The organism is Sphingomonas sp. GW821-FHT02B09 (genome assembly GCF_059421875.1).
Genome location: NZ_JBWKVV010000003.1, coordinates 15,738 through 37,014 on the forward strand (window position 1 = coordinate 15,738; position 21,277 = coordinate 37,014).

The following is a 21,277-nucleotide window of genomic DNA, read 5'->3' on the forward strand; positions in this document are numbered from 1 at the left end:
GCGTTTACCGCACGGTACTGAGCCGGGCTGAGGTTCGGAACGACACCGCATAAGACCCGTCACCCCGGACTCGTTCCGGGGTCCACCGTTCCGCAGGCGCACGCTCGCGCCTCCAGCAAGTCTCCCCGCCGCAGAGTGGACCCCGGAACTAGTCCGGGGTGACGCAGGAGTACGAGATATCCTTTATTCCTCCCCCGCCAGGGGGAGGTGGCAGGCCGAAGGCCTGACGGAGGGGGAGGATACGGCGGACTTGGCCGTATGCGGCAACGCCCCCTCCACCATTCGCTTCGCGAATAATCCCCCTCCCCCGCTAAAGCGAGGGAGGAATGATTACCCCCGCAGCACTGCACCCTGCTTTGCTGCCGCTGCGACGACCTTGTCGGCCACCGCCTTCAGCGCCTCGTCGGTGAAGCTCTTGTCGGTCGGTTGCAGCGTCACTTCGACCGCGAACGACTTCTTGCCCTCTTCCACCCCGGCGCCGGTGAATACGTCGAACACGCGCGCCGCCACGATCGCCGCCTTGTCGGCGCTACGCACCGCGCGGACCAGCGCGTCGGCGCTCACCTCGGCCGGCACGAGGAAGGCGAAATCGCGGCGGACCGATTGAAGCGCCGGCGGCGCGAAGGCCGGGCGCATGAAACCTGATGCGCGCTTCGAAGGCAGCGCGTCGAGATACAGCTCCACCGCCGCCACCGCGCCGTCGAGGTCGAACGCCTTGAGCAAACTGGGATGCAGCATGCCGAAGCGCGCCAGCACCGTCTTCGGCCCGAGCCGCAGCGTGCCGCTCTGTCCCGGATGCCAAGCGTCGCCCGCCTCGCCCATCACCTGCAGATTGTCGACCGGCGCGCCCGCCGCAGCGAGCAGCGCCAGCGCCTCCGCCTTGGCGTCATAGGCGTCGAAGCCCGCCGCCTTGCCCTCGCGCCAGCCGCGCTCGCGGCGGTTGCCGGCGAGGACAAGGCCGAGCGTCGCATGTTCGGCCTCGGCGAGATAGCGACGGCCGATCTCGAACAGCCGCACCGTGGCGATGCCGCGCTTGAGGTTGCGCTCGGTCGCCGACAGCAGGCCGGGCAGCAGCGACGGCCGCATCACCTTGAGGTCCTCGCTGATCGGATTGGCGAGCGTCCACGCGCCGCCGCCGAACGGCGCCGCCTGCGCCTCCGACAGGAAGCTCCACGTCACCGCCTCGTCGAGGCCGCGCGCCGCGGCGGCGCGACGGACGCGGCGTTCGAGCTTCTGCTCGGGGGTGGCGGTCGGCTTCGCCACGCCGGGGACGCGCGGCAGCGGCACCGGCGCGACCTTGTCGATCCCCTCGATACGGATCACCTCCTCGACGAGGTCGGCGGCACCGTCGATATCGCGGCGCCATGTCGGCACGGTGACCTGCCAGTCGTCGGCGACGGCGAAGCCGAGCGATGCGAGGATCGCACGCTGGCGATCGGCAGGCACGGCGAGGCCGCCCAGCGTCTCCGCCTTGGCGGGGTCATAGGCATAGACGCGCGGGGCGAGCGGCGGTTCGCCGGCGCGCGTCACCGGCGAGGGCGTGCCGCCGCACAGGTCGAGCACCAGCCGCGTCGCGATGGCGAGGCCGTCGTCGAGGAACGCCGGATCGACGCCGCGCTCGAAGCGCTGGCGCGCGTCGCTGGTCAGCAGCAGCTTCTGGCCGGTGCGCGCGATATGGTCGGGATCGAAATAGGCGCATTCGATCAGCACGTCGCTCGTTTCGGCGGAGACGCCCGAATGCTCGCCGCCCATGATTCCGGCGATATCGTGGACTTGGGCCACGTCGGCGATGACGGTCATCGTCGCATCGAGCGTATAGGTCTTGCCGTTGAGCGCGACGAGCTGCTCGCCGTCCCGCGCCTTGCGGGCGACGAGCCCGCCGGAGAGCTTGGCGCGGTCGTAGACGTGGAGCGGCCGGCCGAGGTCGATCGACACGTAATTGGTGATGTCGACCAAGGCGCTGATCGACTTCTGCCCGATCGCGGTGAGGCGCCGGCGCAGCCAGTCGGGCGATTCGCCGTTGGTCACGCCGCCGACCGCCTGCGCGTAGAAGGCGGGGCAGCCGTCGCGATCGTCGGTGCGGACGTCGGGCGCCTCGCCCTCGCCCGCCACCGGGGTGACTGCGAGCGGCTTCACCGTTCCCAGCCCGGCCGCGGCGAGATCGCGCGCGATACCGCGCACGCCCATACAATCCTGACGATTGGGGGTGACGCTGATGTCGATCACCGCGTCGTTGAGCCCGGCATAATCCGGGAAGGGCGTGCCGACCGGTGCGTCGGCGGGCAGCTCGATGATGCCGTCGTGATCCTCGCCGAGTTCCAGCTCGCGCGTCGAACACATCATGCCGTTCGATTCGACGCCGCGGATCGCCGCGACCTTGAGCGTCACGTCGAGCCCGGGGACATAGGCGCCCGGCGCACCGAACACGCCGACCAGCCCGGCGCGCGCATTGGGTGCGCCGCACACGACCTGCAACGGACCGTCACCGGTATCCACCGACAGCACCTGCAATTTGTCCGCCTGCGGATGGCGTTCGGCGCTGAGCACCTTTGCTACGCGGAACGCCTTCAGCGCATCGCCCGGATTGTGGACACCCTCCACCTCCAGCCCGATGCGGGTCAGCGCGTCGACGATCGTGTCGAGCGTGGCGTCGGTGTCGAGATGCTCGCGGAGCCAGGACAGAGTGAATTTCATATCGATTCCAGACCTTCGTCATCCCGGCGACCACCGGGACCCATGGATGCGGGCGGTTCGTACCGACCCCCTGCATCCGCCATCATGCGCATCCGATCGGGGACGGCGTCACGCGCTCGCGCCGACACCGCCCGACAGCGTCGGCACGTCGAGCGCCGAGAAGCCGTAATGTTTCAGCCAGCGGATATCGCCGTCGAAGAACGGCCGCAGGTCGTCCATGCCGTATTTGAGCATCGCCAGCCGGTCGATGCCGCAGCCGAAGGCGAAGCCCTGCCATTCCTCGGGATCGAGCCCGCACGACGCGATCACCTTGGGGTGGACCATGCCGGAGCCGAGCACCTCCATCCAGCCGCCGCCAGAACCGCCGATGACGCGCTTGCCCTTCTCGATCGTATAGCCGACGTCGACCTCCGCCGAGGGTTCGGTGAAGGGGAAATAGCTCGGGCGCAGGCGCAGGACGATATCGTCGCGCTCGAAGAACGCCTTGAGGAAGGTCTCCAGCGTCCATTTGAGATGGCCGAGCGTGATCCCCTTGTCGATCACCAGCCCCTCGACCTGATGGAACATCGGCGTGTGCGTCGCGTCGCTGTCCGAGCGATAGGTGCGGCCGGGCGCAATGATGCGGATCGGCGGCTGCTGTTGCAGCATCGTGCGGATCTGCACCGGCGAGGTATGCGTGCGCAGCAGCATCCGCTTCTCGCCCGCGTCGCCGTCGGGAAAATAGAAGGTGTCGTGCATCGCGCGCGCCGGATGCGTCTCGGGAATGTTGAGCGCGGTGAAATTGTGCCAGTCGTCCTCGATCTCCGGCCCGGTGGCGACCGCGAAGCCGAGGTCGGCGAAGATCTCGGCGAGTTCGTCCATCACCTGGCTGACCGGATGGACGGTGCCGGCGCGCGGCGCCTCGGCAGGCAGCGTCATGTCGATCGTCTCGCCGGCGAGCCGCGCGTCGAGCGCGGCGCGGTCGAGGCTCGCCTTACGGGTGGCGATCGCCTCGGCGACGGCCTCGCGCAGGCCGTTGATCCGCGGTCCTTCCGTCTGGCGCTGCTCGGGGCTCATCTTGCCGAGCGTCTTGAGCAGTTGCGAGACGCTGCCCTGCTTGCCGAGCGCTTCGACGCGGAGCGCTTCGAGCGCGTCGGCGCTCGCCGCGGCGGGAATCGCGGTCAGCAGATGGTCGCGCAGGGTATCGAGGTCTTCGGTCACGTATCGCTCTCTTTCACAGGCGGCAGGCCGAGGCCGAGCGCCAGATCATCCCAGTCGGGATTATGCTCTTCGATGAGCCGCAGCTTCCAGTCACGGTTCCATCGCTTGAGCTGCTTCTCGCGATGGATAGCAGCTTCCATCGTGTCCGCCACATCGTACCAGACCAGACGATGCACGCCGTAGCGGGAGGTGAACCCCGGGATCAATCCTTCACGATGCTGGATCAGCCGTCCGATCAGGTTCGAGGTGACGCCGACGTAGAGCGTGCCGTGGTGGCGACTGGCGAGGATATAGACGCAAGGCTGCCATTCCATCCGCTTTTCTCCTTCCCGCAAGAAGGGAGCCTTCTGCCCCCGCCCCATCATTGTCATCCCCGTGAAGGCGGGGATCCAGACGCGCAGGTGTTGCGCCTCCAGCATGGACGTCAGCGTTTATGGATCCCCGCCTACGCGGGGATGACGATGGGGAGAGGGGAATGGCCCGAAAACGAAAAAGGGCGCCGGTGGTGTCCCACCGGCGCCCCGATTCTCGCATAGCAACAGGCGCTTACGCGGCCTGGGGCAGGGCGGCCTTCGCCTGGGCGATGATCGCGCTGAATGCGGCGGTCTCGTGCATCGCGATGTCGGCCAGCACCTTGCGGTCGAGCTGGACGCCGGCGAGCTTGAGGCCGTGCATGAACTGCGAATAGGTCAGACCCTCGGCGCGGACGCCGGCGTTGATGCGCTGGATCCACAGGCCGCGGAAGGTCCGCTTTTTGACCTTGCGGTCGCGATAGGCGTATTGCCCGGCCTTTTCGACGGCCTGACGGGCGATACGGATGGTGTTCTTGCGGCGGCCGTAATAGCCCTTGGCCTGCTCAAGAATCCTCTTGTGCTTGGCGCGGGTGGTTACACCACGTTTGACGCGTGCCATGTCCTGATGTCCTTACTTGAGGCCGTACGGCGCCCAGGCCTTCACCGTCGCGGTGTCGGCCTTCGACAGCACCTTGGTGCCGCGGTTCTGGCGGATGTACTTGCTGTTGTGGCTGATCAGGCGGTGGCGCTTGCCGGCGACGCCGTGCTTCAGCAGGCCGCTGGCGGTCAGCTTGAAGCGCTTCTTGACGCCACTCTTGGTCTTGAGCTTGGGCATTTTGGTCCTTTCGCTGTGAGCATGGCATGAACCGCCGCGGCAGCCCTTGATGGCCGGGCAGTCCTGTAGCGCCTCGCTCGGGAAGCGGGGCCCCTAGCCGACCCCGCGAGGAAACGCAACCGATGCGGAACCGGAACGAGCGCTGGCGCGATTCAGGCGGCGATGGATATGCCGCCCCCCGCTCCGGAACCGGCTGCCGCGCCGCCGCCCCCTCCCGCCGCGGTCGCTCCGCAGCGCCGCCGCGCGTGGCGGATCGTCCGCAACGTGGTGCTGGCGCTGGTTGGGCTGATCGTCGCGATCTGGCTGGTGCTCTATATCACCAAGGGCCGTTTCCTGCGCCATCCGTTCGAGCGATTCGTCGGCGGCCAGACGCATCGGCCGGTGCGCGTGGCGGGCGATTTCCAGCTCTATTTCGCGCCGTTTCGCATCAAGTTCGTCGCCGAGCAGATGACGATCGCCAATCCGGACTGGGCGACGCGGCCCTATCTGTTCCAGGCGGCGCGGATCGACACGCGGATCGCGCCGCTGTCGCTGTTGTGGGGCAAGCGGCATCTCTACTGGCTCGACCTTACCGACGGCGCGGTCGATCTCGAATGGAACCGCGCGCATACCGCCAACACCTGGACGTTCAGCGCCAAGAAGGGCGGCAAGCCGCTCGACTTCCCGCGCATCGACACCGCGACGGTGCGCGGTACAACGGTGCGCTATCGCGATCCGCGCATGCAGTTGCTCGCCGACCTCAAGGTTGACGATATCCGCTCGACCGATGCGCGGATCGGCCGCGCGGTCGGCGTCGAGGGCGACGGGCTGGTGCGCGGCACGCCGTTCCGCGTCACCGCGCGGCTGCTCGCCCCCGACGCAACGGTCAACCGCGGCAAGAACGAATTGGTGATGCGCGCCTGGGCAGCACACAACGTGCTCGACGTGTCGGGCACGTTGCCGTCGATCGCGGCGATCGAGGGCGTGCCGTTGCAGACACGCGCGCGCGGCCGCAACCTGTCCGAACTGCTCGGCATCATCGGCGTCGCCATTCCCAATACGCGCACCTACCGGTTGAAGGCGCAACTGGTGCAGCAGGGGCAGGTCTATAATTTCACCCACATGAGCGGCGTGGTCGGGGCGAGCGACGTCGCCGGCACGCTCAAGATTACCAACGGCGAGCGGCTGCATCTCGATTCGCAGCTATCGACCAAGACGCTCGACATCATCGATGCCGCACCGTTCATCGGCTACAATCCCGATATCGTCGCGACCAAGGGCGCGCTCGCCGCCGCGCGCGCCACCGGTGCCGCGCCGCAGCGCATCCTGCCCGAGGCGGCGCTGCCGATCGCGACGATGCAGCGCTTCGACGCCGATCTGAAATGGACGATCGCACGGGTGCGCTCGCGCAACCTGCCGATCAGCGACATCGACATGACGCTCGATCTGGAGCGCGGCCGGCTGGCGCTGTCGCCGCTGACCATGGCGATGGCGCGCGGCAACGTCGCCGCCGACGTGGTGTTCGATACGCGCCAGCGGCCGGCGCGCGACACCTATGACATCCGCCTGTCGCCGACGCCGATGGGCAAATTGCTCGCCGGCTATGGCGTCGCCGAGGCGGGGACGACGGGGACGATCAAGGGACGCATCCAGCTCGAGGGGCGCGGCGATTCGATCCACGATTCGCTCAGCACCGCGCGCGGGCGGATCGCCTTCGTCATGCCGCACGGCCAATTGTGGACACGCAACGTCCAGCTCGCCGAGCTCGATCTCGGTACGTTCGTGCAGAAGATGTTCGAGGACAAGCTCAAGAAGCCGGTCGAGGTCAATTGCGGGCTGATCGGCTTCACCGTGCGCAACGGCGTCGCGGCGGCGGACCCGATCCTGATCGACACGACCAAGAACGTCATCGTCGGCCGCGGCGGGTTCAGCTTCAGGACCGAGGCGGTCGATCTCGCCTTCCGCGCCGACGGCAAGAAGTTCAGCCTTTTCTCCGGCCAGTCGCCGGTCGGCGTCGGCGGCTATTTCGCGGCACCGAAGCTCAATGTCATCAGCGACCAGTTGCTCGGGCGCGCGGGCGCGGGGCTGGGGCTCGCGCTGGTCGCGACGCCGCTGGCGGGGGTGCTGGCGTTCGTCGACGTCGGCGATGCCAAGTCGGCGGCGTGCGGGCCGGTGCTGTCCGGCGCGACGGCGCAGGCGCAGCGGACGACCAAGGGGCAACCGCGCGACGACGTCGGCCACGGCACGACGGCGAAGGACGAGGACGGCAAGAAGACCGGCGGCGAAAAGAAGAGCCAGCGGAAGAAGTTCCTGGGGATTTTCTGACCCCATTGTCATCCCCGCGTAGGCGGGGATCCAGACGCGCGGGTCCCCCTTTAAGCCGCTACGTCAGCGTGTATGGATCCCCGCCTGCGCGGGGATGACGGAGTGGGGTATGGGATTCCCTCAATGACCGTGGTCGTTCCCCGCGGTCGCGCGGATCGCCTCGAGCACGTCGTCGGTGCGCGCCGGGTCGCCGATCGCGAGGACGTGGCCGTCGCTCGCCGAGGTCAGCGGGTCGCCGTTCCAGTCGCACATGCGACCGCCCGCGCCCTCGACCACCGGCACCAGCGCGGCGAAATCGTACAATTGCAGCCCCGATTCGACGACGATGTCGAGCTGCCCGCTCGCCAGCAGCCCGTAATTGTAGCAGTCGCCGCCATAGACCGGCCCCTGCCGCGTATGGCCGCCCGAGGCGGCGGCGACGAGCGCCATGTAATGCGGCACGTCGCCCTCGGCGAACAGATGCGGGCTGGTGGTGGCGAGCACCGCGCCTTCGAGCTGCGGACAGGTCCGCGTGCGCGTCGGCCGGCCGTTGAACGTCGTCGGGCGGCCGGCGACGCCGAGCCAGCGTTCGCGCTGCACCGGCTGGTCGATGATGCCGAGCAGCGGCCAGCCGTCCTCGACCAATGCGATCAGCGTGCCGAAGATCGCGCGGCCGACGGTAAAGCTGCGCGTGCCGTCGATCGGGTCGAGCACCCATTGCCGCCCCGTCACGCCGGGCTTCTCGCCATATTCCTCGCCGATCACGCCGTCGCCCGCCGCCTCGGCATCGAGCAATTTGCGCATCGCCGCCTCCGCCTCGCGGTCGGCACGGGTGACGGGCGAATGATCGTCCTTGAATTCGACGCCATGCTCGGCGCGGAAATAGGGACGGATCGCGGCGCCAGCGGCGTCGGCGAGGCGGCTGGCGAGCTGGATATCGGCGGCGGTGATCGGCATGGGCCAGCCCTATCGCGCCGCCCCGCGCCACGCTAGAGTGCACGAAAGTCGAGAGGATATCCCATGCGCCTGTTCCCCGCCGCCATTGCCGCCGTCGCCCTGATCGCCACCCCCGCGCTCGCCGGCCTGCCGGTCGGTGCCAAGGCGCCGACCTTCTCCACCCGCGGCGCGGTCGCCGGGCAGGTGGTCGGGGTCGACCTGGCACAGCAGCTCAAGAAGGGGCCGGTGGTGCTGTATTTCTTCCCGGCGGCGTTCACCGGCGGCTGCAATGCCGAGGCGCATGCCTTCGCCGAGGCGATCCCCGACTTCCAGAAGGCCGGCGCGACGGTAATCGGCATGTCGGCGGACGACGTACCGACGCTCCAGCGCTTCTCCGCGGAGAAATGCGCCGGCAAGTTCGCGGTCGCCAGCGCCGGGCCGAACGTCATCAAGGGCTATGACGTCGCGCTCAACGGCGGCGGGCGCGCGCTGACCAAGCGGACCAGCTACGTCATCGCATCCGACGGCCGCGTCGCGTTCGTCCACGACGACATGAACCCGGCGCAGCACGTGGCGCTGACGCTCGCCGCGGTGCGCAAGCTTCACCATTCCTGATCTTTTCGAAACCCTACGCTAAGTAATAGTATTTATAAGTGCTTGCGAACGAAGGGTGGGGCATGCGCGGGATTGCAGCGAGGAAGGACGGAAAGGTCGATCTGTTCGGGCAGATCGGCCACTTCCTGGCGGATCACGGCCTGTCGCCGGAACCGACGCATTACAGCTTCGCCTATGACGTTATCGCCGATCCGCATGGCGCCATCGCCCAGGCGGTGCGCCGGCTGACCGACGGCGGCATCCGGCTCAGCCGCACCGATATCGAAGCGCTGGGCGGGACGGTGAGCACCGGCGGCGCCGCCGTCGAGTCGCAGGCCGACAGGCGCCAGGGCGAACCCGATGCACGCGACGACGATGCCGCCGTTTTGGTGGCGAAGACGCAGGCGCAGGTCGACGGTTTCGCGACGATGATGCGCGAGATGCAGGACGAGACGCGCGGCTTCGGTCGCGATCTCGCGCAGAGCGCGGCGGCGATCCGCCACAATACGCCGGCCATCCCCGCCGCCGCGGGGCTCGACGAGATCGCCCGGATCACCGGCGCGATGCTCACCCGCATCCGCGAGGCGGAGATGCGGCTGGCCAAGGCGACCGACGAGGCCGAGGCGTTGCGCGCCAAGCTGGCCGAGGCGAACGACACCGCGCGGCGCGATCCGCTGACCGGCCTGCCCAACCGCCGCGCGTTCGATGAGGCGTTCGCGGTACGGCGCGAGCACGACGGCCCCTTCTGCCTCGCGGTGTGCGACATCGACCGATTCAAGCGGATCAACGACGTCCACGGTCATCCGATCGGCGACCGCGTGCTCAGCGCGGTGGCGCGGACGCTCGCCGATGCGTGCGGCGATCATCTCGTCGTCAGGCACGGCGGCGAGGAATTCGCGGTGCTGCTGCACGGCGTCGCGCTGGCGGATGCGGCGGCGCGACTCGACGACGTGCGCGACGCGATCTCGGTGAAGCGCTTCCGCTTGCGCGAGAGCGACCGCCCGCTGGGGCAGGTGACGGTGTCGATCGGCGTGACCGCGGTCCATGCCGGCGAGACGCTCACCGATGCCTTCGATCGCGCCGACCGTCTGCTCTACACGGCCAAGGCCGAGGGCCGCGACCGGGTGTGCGCCGCCTGATCTTGGCGCAAAGTACGGATGCTGCTGGCGGGATTTCCCAAGCGCATCTCACCTCACCACGAAAATCGGCAGAAATCAGCCGTTTTTCGGTTCTGGCACGATGGCTGCATAATCCCTGGCATCGGCGGCGAACGGTTCGCCCCGATCAGCAAAGGGACCAACACCATGTTTCTCCGCCTCGAACTCGCCCAGCGCACCGCTTTCTCGGTCGTCGCTGCCCTCGCCTTCGCCGCCGTCGCAATCAGCGCCGCGGTGCCGGTTACGTCGATCGCATGATGACTCAGGCGGGCGCGGCGGCCCCGACCGGGCCGACCGCCGCCGCCTCGCCGCGACCATAGGTTGCGGTCAACACCCCGGCGGCGAGCACATGCCCCGCCATCGCCTCGATAATCGCGGTGCGACCCGGCGTCTCGCCCGGCGCCCCGACATCCGGACCGAGCGCGAACAGCTGAAATACGTAGCGATGCGCACCGTGGCCGGTTGGCGGATCGGGCGGCAACCAGCCCTCGCGCAGGTAGGAATTGCGCCCGACATCGCGATCGGGCGACCCGGCACCATCGCCGACGATCGCGCCCTCTTCGAGGCGCCCAGCATCCGCGGCGATCCCCCATATCACCGCATGGACGAGCGGCTGCGGCGCCGGCGCATCGGCGTCTTCGACCAGCAGCGCGAACAGCGCGGTGCCCGCCGGCGCGGCGCCCCAGGTCAGCGGCGGCGATACGCCCTCGCCATCCGCGGTGAACCGGTCGGGTAGCCGCGCGCCATCGGCGAACGCCGGGCTGGTGAGATCGAGCGCGGGAAACGTGGCGCCAAGTTCGGGCCGGGCAATCGCCAGCTTGTCGGCGCCGGCGCGGACGCCGCTGAGCGCCTGGCCGAGCCAGGCAGGAACGTGTTCGAGCATCGCTTACTCCTGGGGGCAATCGCCGGGACGGGATTTCGGCGGACTGCCGGCGGCATACCAGCGGCTGGTCGCGCCCATCGTCTCGCCATCGTGGTAACAGGCCTCGCCGCGCGTTCCGTCGGGGGCGACTAGGAAGGTCCAGTCCTTGCCGTCGCAATTGTGCGCTTCGCAGCCATGCGCGGCGATGCGCCCGTCCTTGGTCTGGAAGATCGGCACGCTGACCGCGTCATGCGCGGTGAAGCGATGGCGCAACGTGTCGTCGCCGATCGCATCGATCAGCGCGCGCGATACCTCGGTCCGGTCGTAGAAGCCGACCCCGGCGACCGTATCGCCCGGATATTTGCCGACATAGGCGGTGATCGGATTGCTGTGCTCCTGCCCCGGCAGTGGCTTGGGCGGCTGCGTCGCCGGCGGCACGAAGCGTGCCGCGGCATTGTCCGAACCGTTGGACTTTTGGCCACTGCCGCAGGCGGCGAGCAGCAGGAGCGGAGCAAGGCAGAGAGCGCGCATTGTCGTGGAACGCGGCAAGCGCCCCGGCGGTTGCCTGCGATATGACGCAAGCTCTCGACCGTTTCCTCTCCGCCCAGGCGCTCGTCCACGATCAGGCGCTCGCCGAATTGCGCCGCGGCCGCAAGACCAGCCACTGGATGTGGTTCATCTTTCCGCAGATCGCCGGCCTCGGGCGCAGCGAGACCGCGCGTTTCTACGCGATCCGCGACGCGGCGGAGGCGCGCGCCTATCTTGCGCATCCGCTGCTCGGCCCGCGGCTGATCGAGGCGACGCAGACGGTGACCACCGCACCCGGCACCGCCATCGCGATCTTCGGCGAGATCGACTCGCTCAAGCTGCGCTCGTCGCTGACGCTGTTCGCCGCGGTCGCGGACGATCCCGCGCCGTTCGACGCGGCGCTGACGCGCTTCTACGGCGGCGAGCGCGATCCGGCGACGCTGGACTTGCTGGCGCGGGACGGCGGTTCGTAAGGCGCGCGCGGGCACCGCGCGCCGGTCAGAACAGCTTGCCGCCGTTCGGCACCGCGAGGCTCGGGCCGATCAACACCACCTTGCCGTCCGCATCGGGGAAGCCGAGCGTCAGCACCTCGGACATGAACGGGCCGATCTGGCGCGGCGGGAAATTGACCACCGCGGCGACCTGCCTGCCGACGAGCGCCTCCGGCGTGTAATGGTCGGTGATCTGCGCCGAGGATTTCTTCACCCCGATCGCGTCGCCGAAATCGATGCGCAGCTTGATCGCCGGCTTGCGCGCCTCCGGAAAGGGCTCGGCGGCGACGATCGTGCCGACGCGGATGTCGACCCGCTCGAAATCGGCGAAGGTGATCGGCTCAGAAGTCGACATTGTCGTAATGCGCCGGTGGTCCGATCATCTCCATCCGCTCGGACAGCAGCGGCCGGAAACTCGGCCGGCTCTTGAAGCCGCGATACCAGCGCGCGGTCTGGTCGTGGCCCTTCCAGTCGATGCCGCCGAGATAGTCGGCGACCGAGATCTGCGCCGCCGCAGCGAGATCGGCGAGGCTCAGGGTCGCGCCGCCCAACCAGTTGCGGTGATCGAGCAGATAATCGGTGTAATCGAGATGGCTGACCGCCGCCTTCATCGCCTCGCGCAGCCCCTTGGCATCGGGCGCGGCGCGGTGCGCGAGCCGCTTGACGACGCGCTCGTGGAGCAGCGGCCCGGTGACGTCGCGATAGAAATGCGTGTCGAACCAGCTCACCAGCCGGCGGATCTCGGCGCGATTGGCGGCGGTGCCGTTGATCGTCGCCGCCTTGTCGACCGTCTCCTCGAAATATTCGCAGATCGCCATCGAATCGATCAGCGGCGCACCGGGACGCGACGCATCGACCATCACCGGCGTCTCGCCGGCGGGGTTCATGTCCATGAACTCGTCGCGCCGGTCCCACGGCGATTCGCGCACCAGCTCATAGCCGATGCCCTTCTCGCCGAGCAGCAGGCGCACCTTGCGGCTGAACGGACAAAGCGGGAATTGGTAAAGCTGCCACATACGGCCCCTGTAGGGCATTCCTACACCGCAGGTGAAGCCGTTGCGTTTGGCCCATCGTTTCTATAAATCAGACGTCACGTTTTCTAGAAAGCGGTCCGATGGGCATCAACATCAAGCATGACGGCCACGAACGGGCGATCCGACAACTGGCGGCCAGTCGCGGGTTGTCGCTGACCGATGCGATCGGATTGGCCGTGGGCAATGAACTGGCCCGCGATCGCGAACAAGAGCGCAAGGAAGACTTCATGCGACGAGTCCATGAAGTGCAGGCCGCGTTCGAGGCAGCACCGGTTCTCGATCCGCGTCCCTATCGCGAGATACTATACGACGAGAATGGCCTTCCTCAATGATCGTCGCGGACACATCCGCTTTCGCTGCGATCATCCTCAACGAACCGGATGCGATGGTTTACGCCGAGGCATTGAGGGACAGCGCCACGATCATCGTATCTGCACCGACGATCCTGGAGCTACGGTCGGTCCTGTATCTCCGGTTCGGGGCCGACTATATGTTACGGGCAGATACATTGCTCGCGGCGCCTTCCATTCAGGTCGTGCCATGGACCGAAGCTCATCTTCCCATTGCGGTCGACGCACTGCAGCGCTTCGGCGGCCGGCCGGCCCGGCTGAATTTCGGCGACTGCATGGTCTATGCGATCGCCAAGGCGCTCGACGCGCCGTTGCTCTACAAAGGCGAGGATTTCGCGCGGACCGATATCCGGTCCGCGCTCTGATCCGTCACTCCGCCGCGACCAGCTCCACCGAATCGTCCAGCGGATAGGTCTGCCGCGACAGCATCTCCTTCGGCACGACCTGCCAGAAATCCCCGGCGATCCGCTCCCAGTCGGCGAGCAGACCCTTCGACCATTTGCTGTCCGTCGCATTGGCATGCCGCTCGACGAGGTCGCGCAGCACGCCCTCCCAATGCGCCGAGGCGAGCCGCTGCCAGACGATATTCTCCGGATTGGCGCGCTGCGCGAACTCGCCGTCGGGATCGTAGACGAAGGCCATGCCGCCAGTCATGCCCGCGCCGAAATTCTGCCCGACGCGGCCGAGCAGCACCGCGACGCCGCCGGTCATATATTCGCAGCCATTAGCGCCGCAGCCCTCGACCACCACCGTCGCGCCCGAATTGCGCACCGCGAACCGCTCGCCCGCCTGCCCCGCGGCGAGCAACGTCCCCGAGGTCGCGCCATAAAGCACGGTGTTGCCGAGGATCGTATTGTCCTGACTCGCCAATGGCGAGGATACCGCGGGGCGGAGCACGATGATGCCGCCCGAAAGGCCCTTTCCGACATAATCGTTGGCGTCGCCGAACACTTCGAGCGTGATGCCCTTGCACATGAAGGCCCCGAGGCTCTGCCCGGCGCTCCCGCGCAGCCGGACGGTGACGTGGCCGTCGGCGAGCTTGCTCATCCCGAAACGGCGGGTGACCTCGCTCGACAGCCGCGTGCCGACCGCGCGATGCGTGTTGCGCACCGAATAGGTGAGCTGCATCTTCTCGCCGCGGCTGAACACCGCCGCGGCATCCTTGATGATCTGCGCGTCGAGACTGTCCGGCACCTCGTTGCGGAAGGTCGACAGCGAGAAGCGGCGCTCGGCGTCGGTCGCATCGACCTTGGCGAGGATCGGGTTGAGGTCGAGGTCGTCAAGATGCTCGGCGCCGCGGCTGACCTGCCGCAGGAATTCGGTGCGGCCGATCACCTCGTCGAGGCTCCTGACGCCGAGCCGGGCGAGGATGTCGCGCACCTCCTCGGCGATGAAGGTCATCAGGTTGATGACCTTCTCGGGCGTGCCGACGAACTTGTCGCGCAACGCCTGATCCTGCGTGCAGACGCCGACCGGGCAGGTGTTGCTATGGCACTGGCGCACCATGATGCAGCCCATCGCGACGAGGCTGAGCGTGCCGATACCATATTCCTCGGCGCCGAGGATCGCGGCGATGACGATGTCGCGCCCGGTCTTGAGCCCGCCGTCGGTGCGCAGCCGCACCCGGCCGCGCAAGCCGTTGAGGGTCAGCACCTGATTGACCTCGCTGAGGCCCATCTCCCACGGCGTGCCGGCATATTTGACGCTGGTCTGGGGCGAGGCGCCGGTGCCGCCGACATGGCCGGCGATCAGGATGACGTCTGCGTGGGCTTTGGCGACGCCAGCGGCGACGGTGCCGATCCCCGACGAGCTGACCAGCTTGACGCAGACGCGCGCGCGCGGGTTGATCTGCTTGAGGTCGTAGATGAGCTGCGCGAGATCCTCGATCGAATAGATGTCATGGTGCGGCGGCGGCGAGATCAGCGTCACGCCCGGCGTCGCATGGCGCAGCTTGGCGATGAACTCGGTCACCTTGAAGCCGGGCAACTGGCCGCCCTCGCCGGGCTTGGCGCCCTGCGCGACCTTGATCTCGATCTCCTCGCAGGCGTTGAGATATTCGGCGGTGACGCCGAACCGGCCGCTCGCGATCTGCTTGATCGTCGAATTGGCGTTGTCGCCATTCTCATAGGGCTTGAAGCGCTTCACATCCTCGCCGCCCTCGCCCGACACCGCCTTGGCGCCGATGCGGTTCATCGCGATCGCCAGCGTCTCGTGCGCCTCGGGGCTGAGCGCGCCCAGCGACATGCCCGGGGTGACGAAACGCTTGCGGATCTCGGTGATCGCCTCGACCTGATCGACCGGCACGCCCTCGCTCGGGAAATTAAACTGGAGCAGGTCGCGCAGATAGACCGGCGGCAGATCGGCGACACCGCGGCTGAATTGCAGATAGCTGGTATAGCTGTCGGTCGACACCGCGGTCTGGAGCAGGTGCATGAGTTGCGCCGAATAGGCGTGGGTCTCGCCAGTGTGGCGCTGGCGGTAGAAGCCGCCGATCGGCAGCTTCGCCACGCCCTCGTCCCAGGCCAGTTCGTGGCGGACGAGCGCGCTGTGGTGCAGCGAATTATAGCCCTCGCCCGAGATCTTGGCGGGCATGCCGGGGAACAGGTCGTTGACGAGGCTGCGCGAGAGGCCGACCGCCTCGAAATTATAGCCGCCGCGATAGGAGGAGATCACCGCGATCCCCATCTTGCTCATGATCTTGAGCAGCCCCTCCTCGATCGCATGGCGATGGCGCTTGAGGCATTCGTCCAAGGACAAGTCGCCGAACAGGCCGCGTGCCTGCCGGTCGACGATCGCCGCCTCGGCGAGATAGGCGTTCACCGTCGTCGCGCCGACGCCGATCAGCACCGCGTAATAATGCGTGTCGAGACATTCCGCCGAGCGGACGTTGATCGAGGCATAGGAGCGCAGCCCCCGGCGGACGAGATGCGTATGCACCGCCGCCGCCGCCAGCACGCCGGCGATCGCGATCCGGTCTTCGGAGACGTGCTCGTCGGTCAGGAACAGCTCGCTCTTGCCCTGCCGCACCGCCTGCTCCGCCTCGTTGCGGATGCGCTGGATCGCGGCGCGCAGCTTTTCCGGGCCGCCCTCGGCGTCGAAGGTGCAGTCGATCTCGGTCGCGGTGCGCGCGAAATGCGCCTTGAGCCGCGCCCAATGCTGGCCGGTGAGCACCGGCGAATCGAGCACCAGCACGCGGTCGCGCTGATCCTCGGTGTCGAGGATATTGGCGAGATTGCCGAACCGGGTGCGCAGCGACATGACGTAGCGCTCGCGCAGCGGATCGATCGGCGGGTTGGTGACCTGGCTGAAATTCTGGCGGAAGAACTGGCTGATGAGGCGCGGCTTGTCGCTGATGACGGCGAGCGGCGTATCGTCGCCCATCGATCCGATCGCCTCCTTGGCGGTCTCGACCATCGGCGACAGGATCAGCTCCATATCCTCCAGCGTCTGGCCGGCGGCGACCTGCCGCCGCGCGAGCGCGGGCCGATCGAAACGGACCACAGCCTCGGCGACCTCGGGCAGGTCGTCGAGCGTATGGAATTCACCGATCATCGCGGGATAATCGTGCTCCGCGGCGATCCGGTCCTTGACCTCGCGGTCGCCGAGCACCCGGCCTGCGTCGAGGTCGACCGCGATCATCTGGCCCGGCCCGAGCCGGCCCTTGGCGACGACGGTCGATTCGGGGACGACGACCATGCCGGTCTCCGAGCCGACGATCAGCAGCCCGTCCGAGGTCTGCGTATAGCGCAGCGGCCGCAGCGCGTTGCGGTCGACGCCCGCCACCGCCCAGCGGCCGTCGGTCATCGCCAGCGCGGCGGGGCCGTCCCACGGCTCCATCACCGAGGCGAGATAATTGTACATCGCGGCGTGATCGGGCGGCGTGTCTGCGCCGGTCGCCTCGGGGACGAGCATCAACTTGGCGGTCGGCGCGTCGCGGCCCGAGCGGCAGATCGCCTCGAACACCGCATCGAGCGCGGCGGTGTCGGACGCGCCCGCCGGGATCACCGGCTTGATGTCCTCCGAATTGTCGCCGAACGCGAGGCTCGCCATCCGGATCTCGTGGCTGAGCATCCAGTTCTTGTTGCCGCGGATCGTGTTGATCTCGCCATTGTGCGCGAGGCAGCGGAACGGCTGCGCCAGCCACCATTGCGGGAAGGTGTTGGTCGAATAGCGTTGGTGGAAGATCGCGACGCGCGATTCGAACCTTTGATCCTGCAGATCGGGATAGAAGACCGACAGGCTCTCGGCGAGGAACAGCCCCTTGTAGACGATCGAGCGGCACGACAGCGAGCAGACGTAGAAGCCCTGGATCTGCGCGGCGATGACGCGCTTCTCGATGCGGCGGCGGACGAGATACAGGTTCTTCTCGAACTCGGCGGCGGAGACGTCGTCGGGCAGCGGGCCGGCGATCATGATCTGCTCGATCTCGGGCCGCGTCGTCTGCGCCTTGAGGCCGATCACCGACACGTCGACCGGCACCTGCCGCCAGCCGTAGATGGTATAGCCCGCCTCGATGATCGCGCTCTCGACGATCGTGCGGCAATTCTCCTGCGCGCCGAGATCGGTGCGCGGCAGGAAGATCATGCCGACCGCGAGCCGGTTGGGCAGCACCTTGTGGCCGCTCGCGACGACCGCATCGTCGAAGAAGCGGTGCGGCAGGTCGATATGGATGCCGGCGCCGTCGCCGGTCTTGCCGTCGGCATCGACCGCGCCGCGGTGCCACACCGCTTTGAGCGCATCGACCGCCGACTGGACGACGCGCCGCGACGCGCGCCCGTCGGTGGCGGCGACGAGGCCGACGCCGCAGGCATCGCCTTCGCTGTCGGGGCGGTACATGCCGTGTTCGGCGAGATAGGCGCGCTGGTCAGTCATGGTATGAGACCCTGTTCGGCGAGCCTCGCTCGCAAAGTGACATAAGCCTGGATAAGGCCGGACGAAGCAGCCCAGGTGTCGTTGACCCGATCAACCTGCTCGGCTTCGTCGATGGGATATTCGTGAACCAACCGGTTGCGCAGTTCGGCCGCACCGATCCAATCGTCGGCGTCCTCGACAATACCCAGCTTTTCAAGCTGATTGGCCTGATCGCGCCGGGTCATCGCCCGGACATCTTCCAGCTCCCAGGTCAGGTACGCTCGAAAGAGGCGGCCCAACATATCCTGTAGCTGCTCGTACCGTTTCAGCAGCGCGATGCTGGCGATCCGTTCGATCAGCGGCAGTTGCGACGGATCGTCGCCAATGATCGGCAGCACCGGGGTCAGGATCGGCCGAAGGTCATCGAACCCGGCGATGATCCGGTCGCAACGCGCGGCTGCCGCCTTGATCAGATCCTCGATCGTCATGGCAACGGCCTCGCCTGGGGCTGGACGAGGCGGGCGAAGGCCGATGGCGCGCGGCCCCGCTCGATCAGGACGACATCGACCTTCTGCTCGTCGATATGCCGGAACAGCAGGTCGCGAAAGGCACCGACCCTCCGCCACTCCGCCTCGACGCTGGGATCGGCTTCGATCAACAAGTCGATGTCGCCTCCCCGCAGATCGTCGCGCAGGCGGCTGCCAAACAGGCTGACGGACGCGGTATCGCCGAACGTCGTGCGCGCGGCGAGACGGATCGCGTCGATATCGCGCTGCTTCAGTCTCACGCCGCGACCTTTCCCGCCTTTGCCTTCGCCTTGAGCCATTTGTGCATCGTCGCCGCCACGTCGCGGCCGTCGCGGATCGCCCAGACCACCAGCGACGCCCCGCGGACGATGTCGCCCGCCGCGAACACGCCGTCGAGGCTGGTCATAAGCGTCTTGCCGTCGACCAGCACCGTCCCCCAGCGGCTGACGCCGAGTTCGGGCGCGCCGAACAACGCCGGCAGATCCTCGGCGTCGAAGCCCAGCGCCTTGATGACCAGATCGGCCTTCAGCGTAAAGTCGCCGTTCGGATCGGCTTCCGGCGCGCGGCGGCCGCTCGCATCGGGGGCGCCGAGGCGCATCTTGCGCGCGCGCACCGTGCCGTCGCTGTCGAACGCCGCGGGGGCGGAGAGCCAGACGAATTCGGCGCCCTCCTCCTCGGCGTTGGTGACCTCGCGCTGGCTGCCCGGCATGTTCTTGCGGTCGCGGCGGTAGAGGCATTTCACCGACGCCGCGCCCTGGCGGATCGCGGTGCGGACGCAGTCCATCGCGGTGTCGCCGCCACCGATCACGACGACATGCTTGCCCGCCGCATCGAGCCCGCCCTCGTCGAACGCCGGCACCGCATCGCCGAAGCCCTTGCGGTTCGACGCGATCAGGAAATCGAGCGCCGCCACCACGCGGCCGTCATCGCCACCGGCGACGTCGAGCGCGCGCGCCTTGTAGACGCCGGTCGCGATCAGCACCGCGTCATGCTCGCGACGCAGATCGTCGAGGCTCGCCTGCTCACCGACGCCGAAGCCTTCGTGGAAGACGATGCCGCCCGCCTTGAGCCGGTCGACCCGGCGCATGACGACGGGCTTCTCGAGCTTGAAGCCGGGGATGCCATAGGTCAGCAGCCCGCCGGCGCGATCGTGCCGGTCGTAGACATGGACCTCATAGCCATGGCCGCGCAGATATTCCGCCGCGGTCAGTCCGGCCGGACCGGCGCCGATCACCGCCACCGATTGCCCGCGCGCCGGCCCCGGCACCAGCGGCTCGACCCAGCCTTCTTCCCAGGCGGTGTCGGTGATGAACTTCTCGACCGAACCGATCGTCACCGCACCATGGCCGGTGAATTCGATCACGCAATTGCCCTCGCACAAACGGTCCTGCGGGCAGATGCGGCCGCAGATCTCGGGCATGGTCGAGGTGCTGTTCGACAGCTCGTACGCCTCGCGCAGCCGCCCCTCGGCGGTCAGCCGCAGCCAGTCGGGGATGTGGTTGTGCAGCGGGCAATGCACCGAGCAATAAGGCACGCCGCATTGCGAGCAGCGCCCCGCCTGATCCTCCGCCGCCGGCGCCGCATAGCGCGCGGCGATCTCGGCGAAGTCCTCGGCACGCGCCTGGGGTGCCCGCTTCACGGGATAGGCCTGCTGACGGCCGACGAACTTGAGCATGGAATCGTGCGCCATGGGGCCTCCTTCCCGCGCCGCTACGCAGGAAGAAGCGCCGTGTCACGCATAAATTGACCGACACGTCAGCACCAATGGCCTAATATAACGCCGTAACGACCACTTTGCAGGATGGACTGGCCCGATAATTGCAAAATTGGTATCGCTGCGGACCTATCGCAGTTGAAGGGCGACCAGAGCCACCGCGCCGATGACGATCCGATACCAAGCGAACGGTGCAAAACCGTGACGGCTGACGATGCCGACGAACCAGCGGATCACCACCAAAGCGACGACGAACGAGACGACGAAGCCGATCGCGATGCTGAGCCACTCGCCCTGCCCCAGGGTCGCGCCCGATTTGAGCAGGTCGTAGCCCGAGGCCGCGAGCATGGTCGGGATGGCGAGGAAGAAGGAGAATTCCGCCGCCGCGCGCCGATCGACGCCGAGGCTGAGCGCGCCCATGATCGTCGCTCCCGACCGGCTGACGCCCGGGATCATCGCGAGACACTGGACGACGCCGACGCCGAGCGCGGTGCTCCACGGCATCGCCTCGACCGATTCGATCCGCGCCTGTTTCACCAGCCGCTCGATCACGAGGATCGCGATGCCGCCGACGATCAGCGCGACCGCGACCACCGTCGGGCTCTCGAGCAGCGCCTTGACCGCCTTGTAGACGAGTACGCCGATCGCCGCGGCGGGCAGGAAGCCGAGCGCGATGTTGCGCACGAACGCCCAGGATTTGGGCTGGCCACCGATGAGGCCCACCGCCACGTCCCAGAAGCGCCGCCAGTAGAGGACGATCACCGCGAGGATCGCGCCCAATTGGATCACGATGTCGAAGGTCGCGGTCGCCTGGTCCTGCACGCCGAGCAGGGTGCCGGCGAGGATCAGATGGCCGGTCGAGGAGACGGGCAGGAATTCGGTGACCCCCTCGACGATGCCGAGGAGGATGACGGTGAGCAGATCCATG

At 67.7% G+C, this 21,277-nt stretch carries 22 protein-coding genes; 7 read left to right on the forward strand and 15 right to left on the reverse strand.

All coding sequences use genetic code 11. From position 1 onward, the window contains the following. Positions 1-330: 330 nt before the first annotated feature. The 5 genes from pheT to rpmI form a co-directional block, all read right to left on the reverse strand. Entirely contained in the window at positions 331-2,694 is a 2,364-nt protein-coding gene (pheT, locus tag AC07U4_RS14515) for a phenylalanine--tRNA ligase subunit beta (protein WP_495195882.1), read from the reverse strand. A gap of 108 nt (positions 2,695-2,802) precedes the next feature. Continuing rightward, on the reverse strand, positions 2,803-3,894 hold the full coding sequence (pheS, locus tag AC07U4_RS14520) for a phenylalanine--tRNA ligase subunit alpha (RefSeq protein ID WP_495195883.1): 1,092 nt from the start codon (positions 3,892-3,894) through the stop codon (positions 2,803-2,805). Continuing rightward, positions 3,891-4,208, reverse strand: coding sequence for a GIY-YIG nuclease family protein (locus AC07U4_RS14525; protein ID WP_495196180.1), 318 nt, complete (start codon positions 4,206-4,208; stop codon positions 3,891-3,893). The genes pheS and AC07U4_RS14525 overlap by 4 nt, the downstream gene beginning before the upstream one ends. Positions 4,209-4,440: 232 nt before the next feature. After that, a complete protein-coding gene (rplT, locus tag AC07U4_RS14530; RefSeq protein WP_495195884.1) occupies positions 4,441-4,806 on the reverse strand; it encodes a 50S ribosomal protein L20 in 366 nt (121 codons plus the stop codon). A 12-nt stretch (positions 4,807-4,818) separates the two neighbouring features. Then, positions 4,819-5,022 (reverse strand): 50S ribosomal protein L35, encoded by a 204-nt coding sequence (rpmI, locus tag AC07U4_RS14535; RefSeq protein ID WP_017977259.1) that lies wholly within the window; start codon positions 5,020-5,022, stop codon positions 4,819-4,821. A gap of 168 nt (positions 5,023-5,190) precedes the next feature. On the opposite strand from rpmI, the gene AC07U4_RS14540 reads away from it, so the two are divergent. Beyond that, a complete protein-coding gene (locus AC07U4_RS14540) occupies positions 5,191-7,326 on the forward strand; it encodes an AsmA family protein (protein WP_495195885.1) in 2,136 nt (711 codons plus the stop codon). Positions 7,327-7,446: 120 nt separating this feature from the next. Here the strand turns inward: AC07U4_RS14540 and AC07U4_RS14545 are convergent, their stop codons facing one another. Then, entirely contained in the window at positions 7,447-8,262 is an 816-nt protein-coding gene (locus AC07U4_RS14545) for an inositol monophosphatase family protein (RefSeq protein ID WP_495195886.1), read from the reverse strand. Between the two features lie 63 nt (positions 8,263-8,325). Here AC07U4_RS14545 and AC07U4_RS14550 point away from each other — a divergent pair, with 63 nt between their 5' ends. From AC07U4_RS14550 to AC07U4_RS14560, 3 genes are all read left to right on the forward strand, one after another. Beyond that, positions 8,326-8,856: a peroxiredoxin gene (locus AC07U4_RS14550; RefSeq protein WP_038665938.1), complete on the forward strand. Its 531-nt coding sequence runs from the start codon at positions 8,326-8,328 to the stop codon at positions 8,854-8,856. A 62-nt stretch (positions 8,857-8,918) separates the two neighbouring features. Beyond that, positions 8,919-9,974, forward strand: a complete 1,056-nt coding sequence (locus AC07U4_RS14555) for a GGDEF domain-containing protein (RefSeq protein WP_038665936.1) — start codon at positions 8,919-8,921, stop codon at positions 9,972-9,974. Positions 9,975-9,992: 18 nt separating this feature from the next. Further along, positions 9,993-10,250: a hypothetical protein gene (locus AC07U4_RS14560; protein WP_495195887.1), complete on the forward strand. Its 258-nt coding sequence runs from the start codon at positions 9,993-9,995 to the stop codon at positions 10,248-10,250. 4 nt (positions 10,251-10,254) lie between these two features. On the opposite strand, the gene AC07U4_RS14565 is transcribed toward AC07U4_RS14560, so the two are convergent. Next, entirely contained in the window at positions 10,255-10,875 is a 621-nt protein-coding gene (locus AC07U4_RS14565) for a YbhB/YbcL family Raf kinase inhibitor-like protein (RefSeq protein WP_495195888.1), read from the reverse strand. Positions 10,876-10,878: 3 nt separating this feature from the next. Further along, on the reverse strand, positions 10,879-11,385 hold the full coding sequence (locus AC07U4_RS14570; RefSeq protein ID WP_495195889.1) for a hypothetical protein: 507 nt from the start codon (positions 11,383-11,385) through the stop codon (positions 10,879-10,881). A 41-nt stretch (positions 11,386-11,426) separates the two neighbouring features. On the opposite strand from AC07U4_RS14570, the gene AC07U4_RS14575 reads away from it, so the two are divergent. Then, on the forward strand, positions 11,427-11,855 hold the full coding sequence (locus tag AC07U4_RS14575; RefSeq protein WP_495195890.1) for a DUF1810 domain-containing protein: 429 nt from the start codon (positions 11,427-11,429) through the stop codon (positions 11,853-11,855). A 25-nt stretch (positions 11,856-11,880) separates the two neighbouring features. Here AC07U4_RS14575 and AC07U4_RS14580 read toward each other — a convergent pair whose 3' ends face one another. Then, positions 11,881-12,228 carry a tRNA-binding protein gene (locus tag AC07U4_RS14580; protein ID WP_495195891.1) on the reverse strand — a complete coding sequence of 116 codons (348 nt, stop codon included), beginning with the start codon at positions 12,226-12,228 and terminating at the stop codon, positions 11,881-11,883. Further along, positions 12,215-12,889: a glutathione S-transferase family protein gene (locus AC07U4_RS14585; protein ID WP_038665920.1), complete on the reverse strand. Its 675-nt coding sequence runs from the start codon at positions 12,887-12,889 to the stop codon at positions 12,215-12,217. The genes AC07U4_RS14580 and AC07U4_RS14585 overlap by 14 nt, the downstream gene beginning before the upstream one ends. A 98-nt stretch (positions 12,890-12,987) precedes the next feature. On the opposite strand from AC07U4_RS14585, the gene AC07U4_RS14590 reads away from it, so the two are divergent. Together AC07U4_RS14590 and AC07U4_RS14595 are read left to right on the forward strand one after the other, a co-directional pair. Beyond that, on the forward strand, positions 12,988-13,239 hold the full coding sequence (locus AC07U4_RS14590) for a type II toxin-antitoxin system VapB family antitoxin (protein ID WP_495181589.1): 252 nt from the start codon (positions 12,988-12,990) through the stop codon (positions 13,237-13,239). Further along, positions 13,236-13,622, forward strand: a complete 387-nt coding sequence (locus AC07U4_RS14595; protein WP_495195892.1) for a type II toxin-antitoxin system VapC family toxin — start codon at positions 13,236-13,238, stop codon at positions 13,620-13,622. The genes AC07U4_RS14590 and AC07U4_RS14595 overlap by 4 nt, the downstream gene beginning before the upstream one ends. A gap of 4 nt (positions 13,623-13,626) precedes the next feature. Here the strand turns inward: AC07U4_RS14595 and gltB are convergent, their stop codons facing one another. The 5 genes from gltB to AC07U4_RS14620 form a co-directional block, all read right to left on the reverse strand. After that, a complete protein-coding gene (gene gltB, locus AC07U4_RS14600; protein ID WP_495195893.1) occupies positions 13,627-18,129 on the reverse strand; it encodes a glutamate synthase large subunit in 4,503 nt (1,500 codons plus the stop codon). Continuing rightward, complete coding sequence (locus AC07U4_RS14605) at positions 18,126-18,596, reverse strand: hypothetical protein (RefSeq protein ID WP_495195894.1); 471 nt, start codon at positions 18,594-18,596, stop codon at positions 18,126-18,128. Before AC07U4_RS14605 ends, gltB begins: the two co-directional genes overlap by 4 nt. Then, on the reverse strand, positions 18,593-18,895 hold the full coding sequence (locus tag AC07U4_RS14610; protein ID WP_212742998.1) for a nucleotidyltransferase domain-containing protein: 303 nt from the start codon (positions 18,893-18,895) through the stop codon (positions 18,593-18,595). Before AC07U4_RS14610 ends, AC07U4_RS14605 begins: the two co-directional genes overlap by 4 nt. Further along, on the reverse strand, positions 18,892-20,325 hold the full coding sequence (locus AC07U4_RS14615; protein WP_495195895.1) for an NAD(P)-dependent oxidoreductase: 1,434 nt from the start codon (positions 20,323-20,325) through the stop codon (positions 18,892-18,894). The genes AC07U4_RS14610 and AC07U4_RS14615 overlap by 4 nt, the downstream gene beginning before the upstream one ends. 153 nt (positions 20,326-20,478) lie before the next feature. Further along, positions 20,479-21,276, reverse strand: coding sequence for an undecaprenyl-diphosphate phosphatase (locus AC07U4_RS14620; protein ID WP_495195896.1), 798 nt, complete (start codon positions 21,274-21,276; stop codon positions 20,479-20,481). Between the last annotated feature and the right edge of the window lies 1 nt (position 21,277).

Excerpts from the sequence above, each read along its gene's own strand:
- pheT (WP_495195882.1), bottom strand. The coding sequence starts at position 2,694 with ATGAAATTCACTCTGTCCTGGCTCCGCGAGCATCTCGACACCGACGCC.
- AC07U4_RS14525 (WP_495196180.1), bottom strand. The coding sequence starts at position 4,208 with ATGGAATGGCAGCCTTGCGTCTATATCCTCGCCAGTCGCCACCACGGC.
- rplT (WP_495195884.1), bottom strand. The coding sequence starts at position 4,806 with ATGGCACGCGTCAAACGTGGTGTAACCACCCGCGCCAAGCACAAGAGG.
- rpmI (WP_017977259.1), bottom strand. The coding sequence starts at position 5,022 with ATGCCCAAGCTCAAGACCAAGAGTGGCGTCAAGAAGCGCTTCAAGCTG.
- AC07U4_RS14540 (WP_495195885.1), top strand. The coding sequence starts at position 5,191 with ATGCCGCCCCCCGCTCCGGAACCGGCTGCCGCGCCGCCGCCCCCTCCC.
- AC07U4_RS14545 (WP_495195886.1), bottom strand. The coding sequence starts at position 8,262 with ATGCCGATCACCGCCGCCGATATCCAGCTCGCCAGCCGCCTCGCCGAC.
- AC07U4_RS14550 (WP_038665938.1), top strand. The coding sequence starts at position 8,326 with ATGCGCCTGTTCCCCGCCGCCATTGCCGCCGTCGCCCTGATCGCCACC.
- AC07U4_RS14555 (WP_038665936.1), top strand. The coding sequence starts at position 8,919 with ATGCGCGGGATTGCAGCGAGGAAGGACGGAAAGGTCGATCTGTTCGGG.
- AC07U4_RS14560 (WP_495195887.1), top strand. The coding sequence starts at position 9,993 with ATGCTGCTGGCGGGATTTCCCAAGCGCATCTCACCTCACCACGAAAAT.
- AC07U4_RS14565 (WP_495195888.1), bottom strand. The coding sequence starts at position 10,875 with ATGCTCGAACACGTTCCTGCCTGGCTCGGCCAGGCGCTCAGCGGCGTC.
- AC07U4_RS14570 (WP_495195889.1), bottom strand. The coding sequence starts at position 11,385 with ATGCGCGCTCTCTGCCTTGCTCCGCTCCTGCTGCTCGCCGCCTGCGGC.
- AC07U4_RS14575 (WP_495195890.1), top strand. The coding sequence starts at position 11,427 with ATGACGCAAGCTCTCGACCGTTTCCTCTCCGCCCAGGCGCTCGTCCAC.
- AC07U4_RS14580 (WP_495195891.1), bottom strand. The coding sequence starts at position 12,228 with ATGTCGACTTCTGAGCCGATCACCTTCGCCGATTTCGAGCGGGTCGAC.
- AC07U4_RS14585 (WP_038665920.1), bottom strand. The coding sequence starts at position 12,889 with ATGTGGCAGCTTTACCAATTCCCGCTTTGTCCGTTCAGCCGCAAGGTG.
- AC07U4_RS14590 (WP_495181589.1), top strand. The coding sequence starts at position 12,988 with ATGGGCATCAACATCAAGCATGACGGCCACGAACGGGCGATCCGACAA.
- AC07U4_RS14595 (WP_495195892.1), top strand. The coding sequence starts at position 13,236 with ATGATCGTCGCGGACACATCCGCTTTCGCTGCGATCATCCTCAACGAA.
- gltB (WP_495195893.1), bottom strand. The coding sequence starts at position 18,129 with ATGACTGACCAGCGCGCCTATCTCGCCGAACACGGCATGTACCGCCCC.
- AC07U4_RS14605 (WP_495195894.1), bottom strand. The coding sequence starts at position 18,596 with ATGACGATCGAGGATCTGATCAAGGCGGCAGCCGCGCGTTGCGACCGG.
- AC07U4_RS14615 (WP_495195895.1), bottom strand. The coding sequence starts at position 20,325 with ATGGCGCACGATTCCATGCTCAAGTTCGTCGGCCGTCAGCAGGCCTAT.
- AC07U4_RS14620 (WP_495195896.1), bottom strand. The coding sequence starts at position 21,276 with ATGGATCTGCTCACCGTCATCCTCCTCGGCATCGTCGAGGGGGTCACC.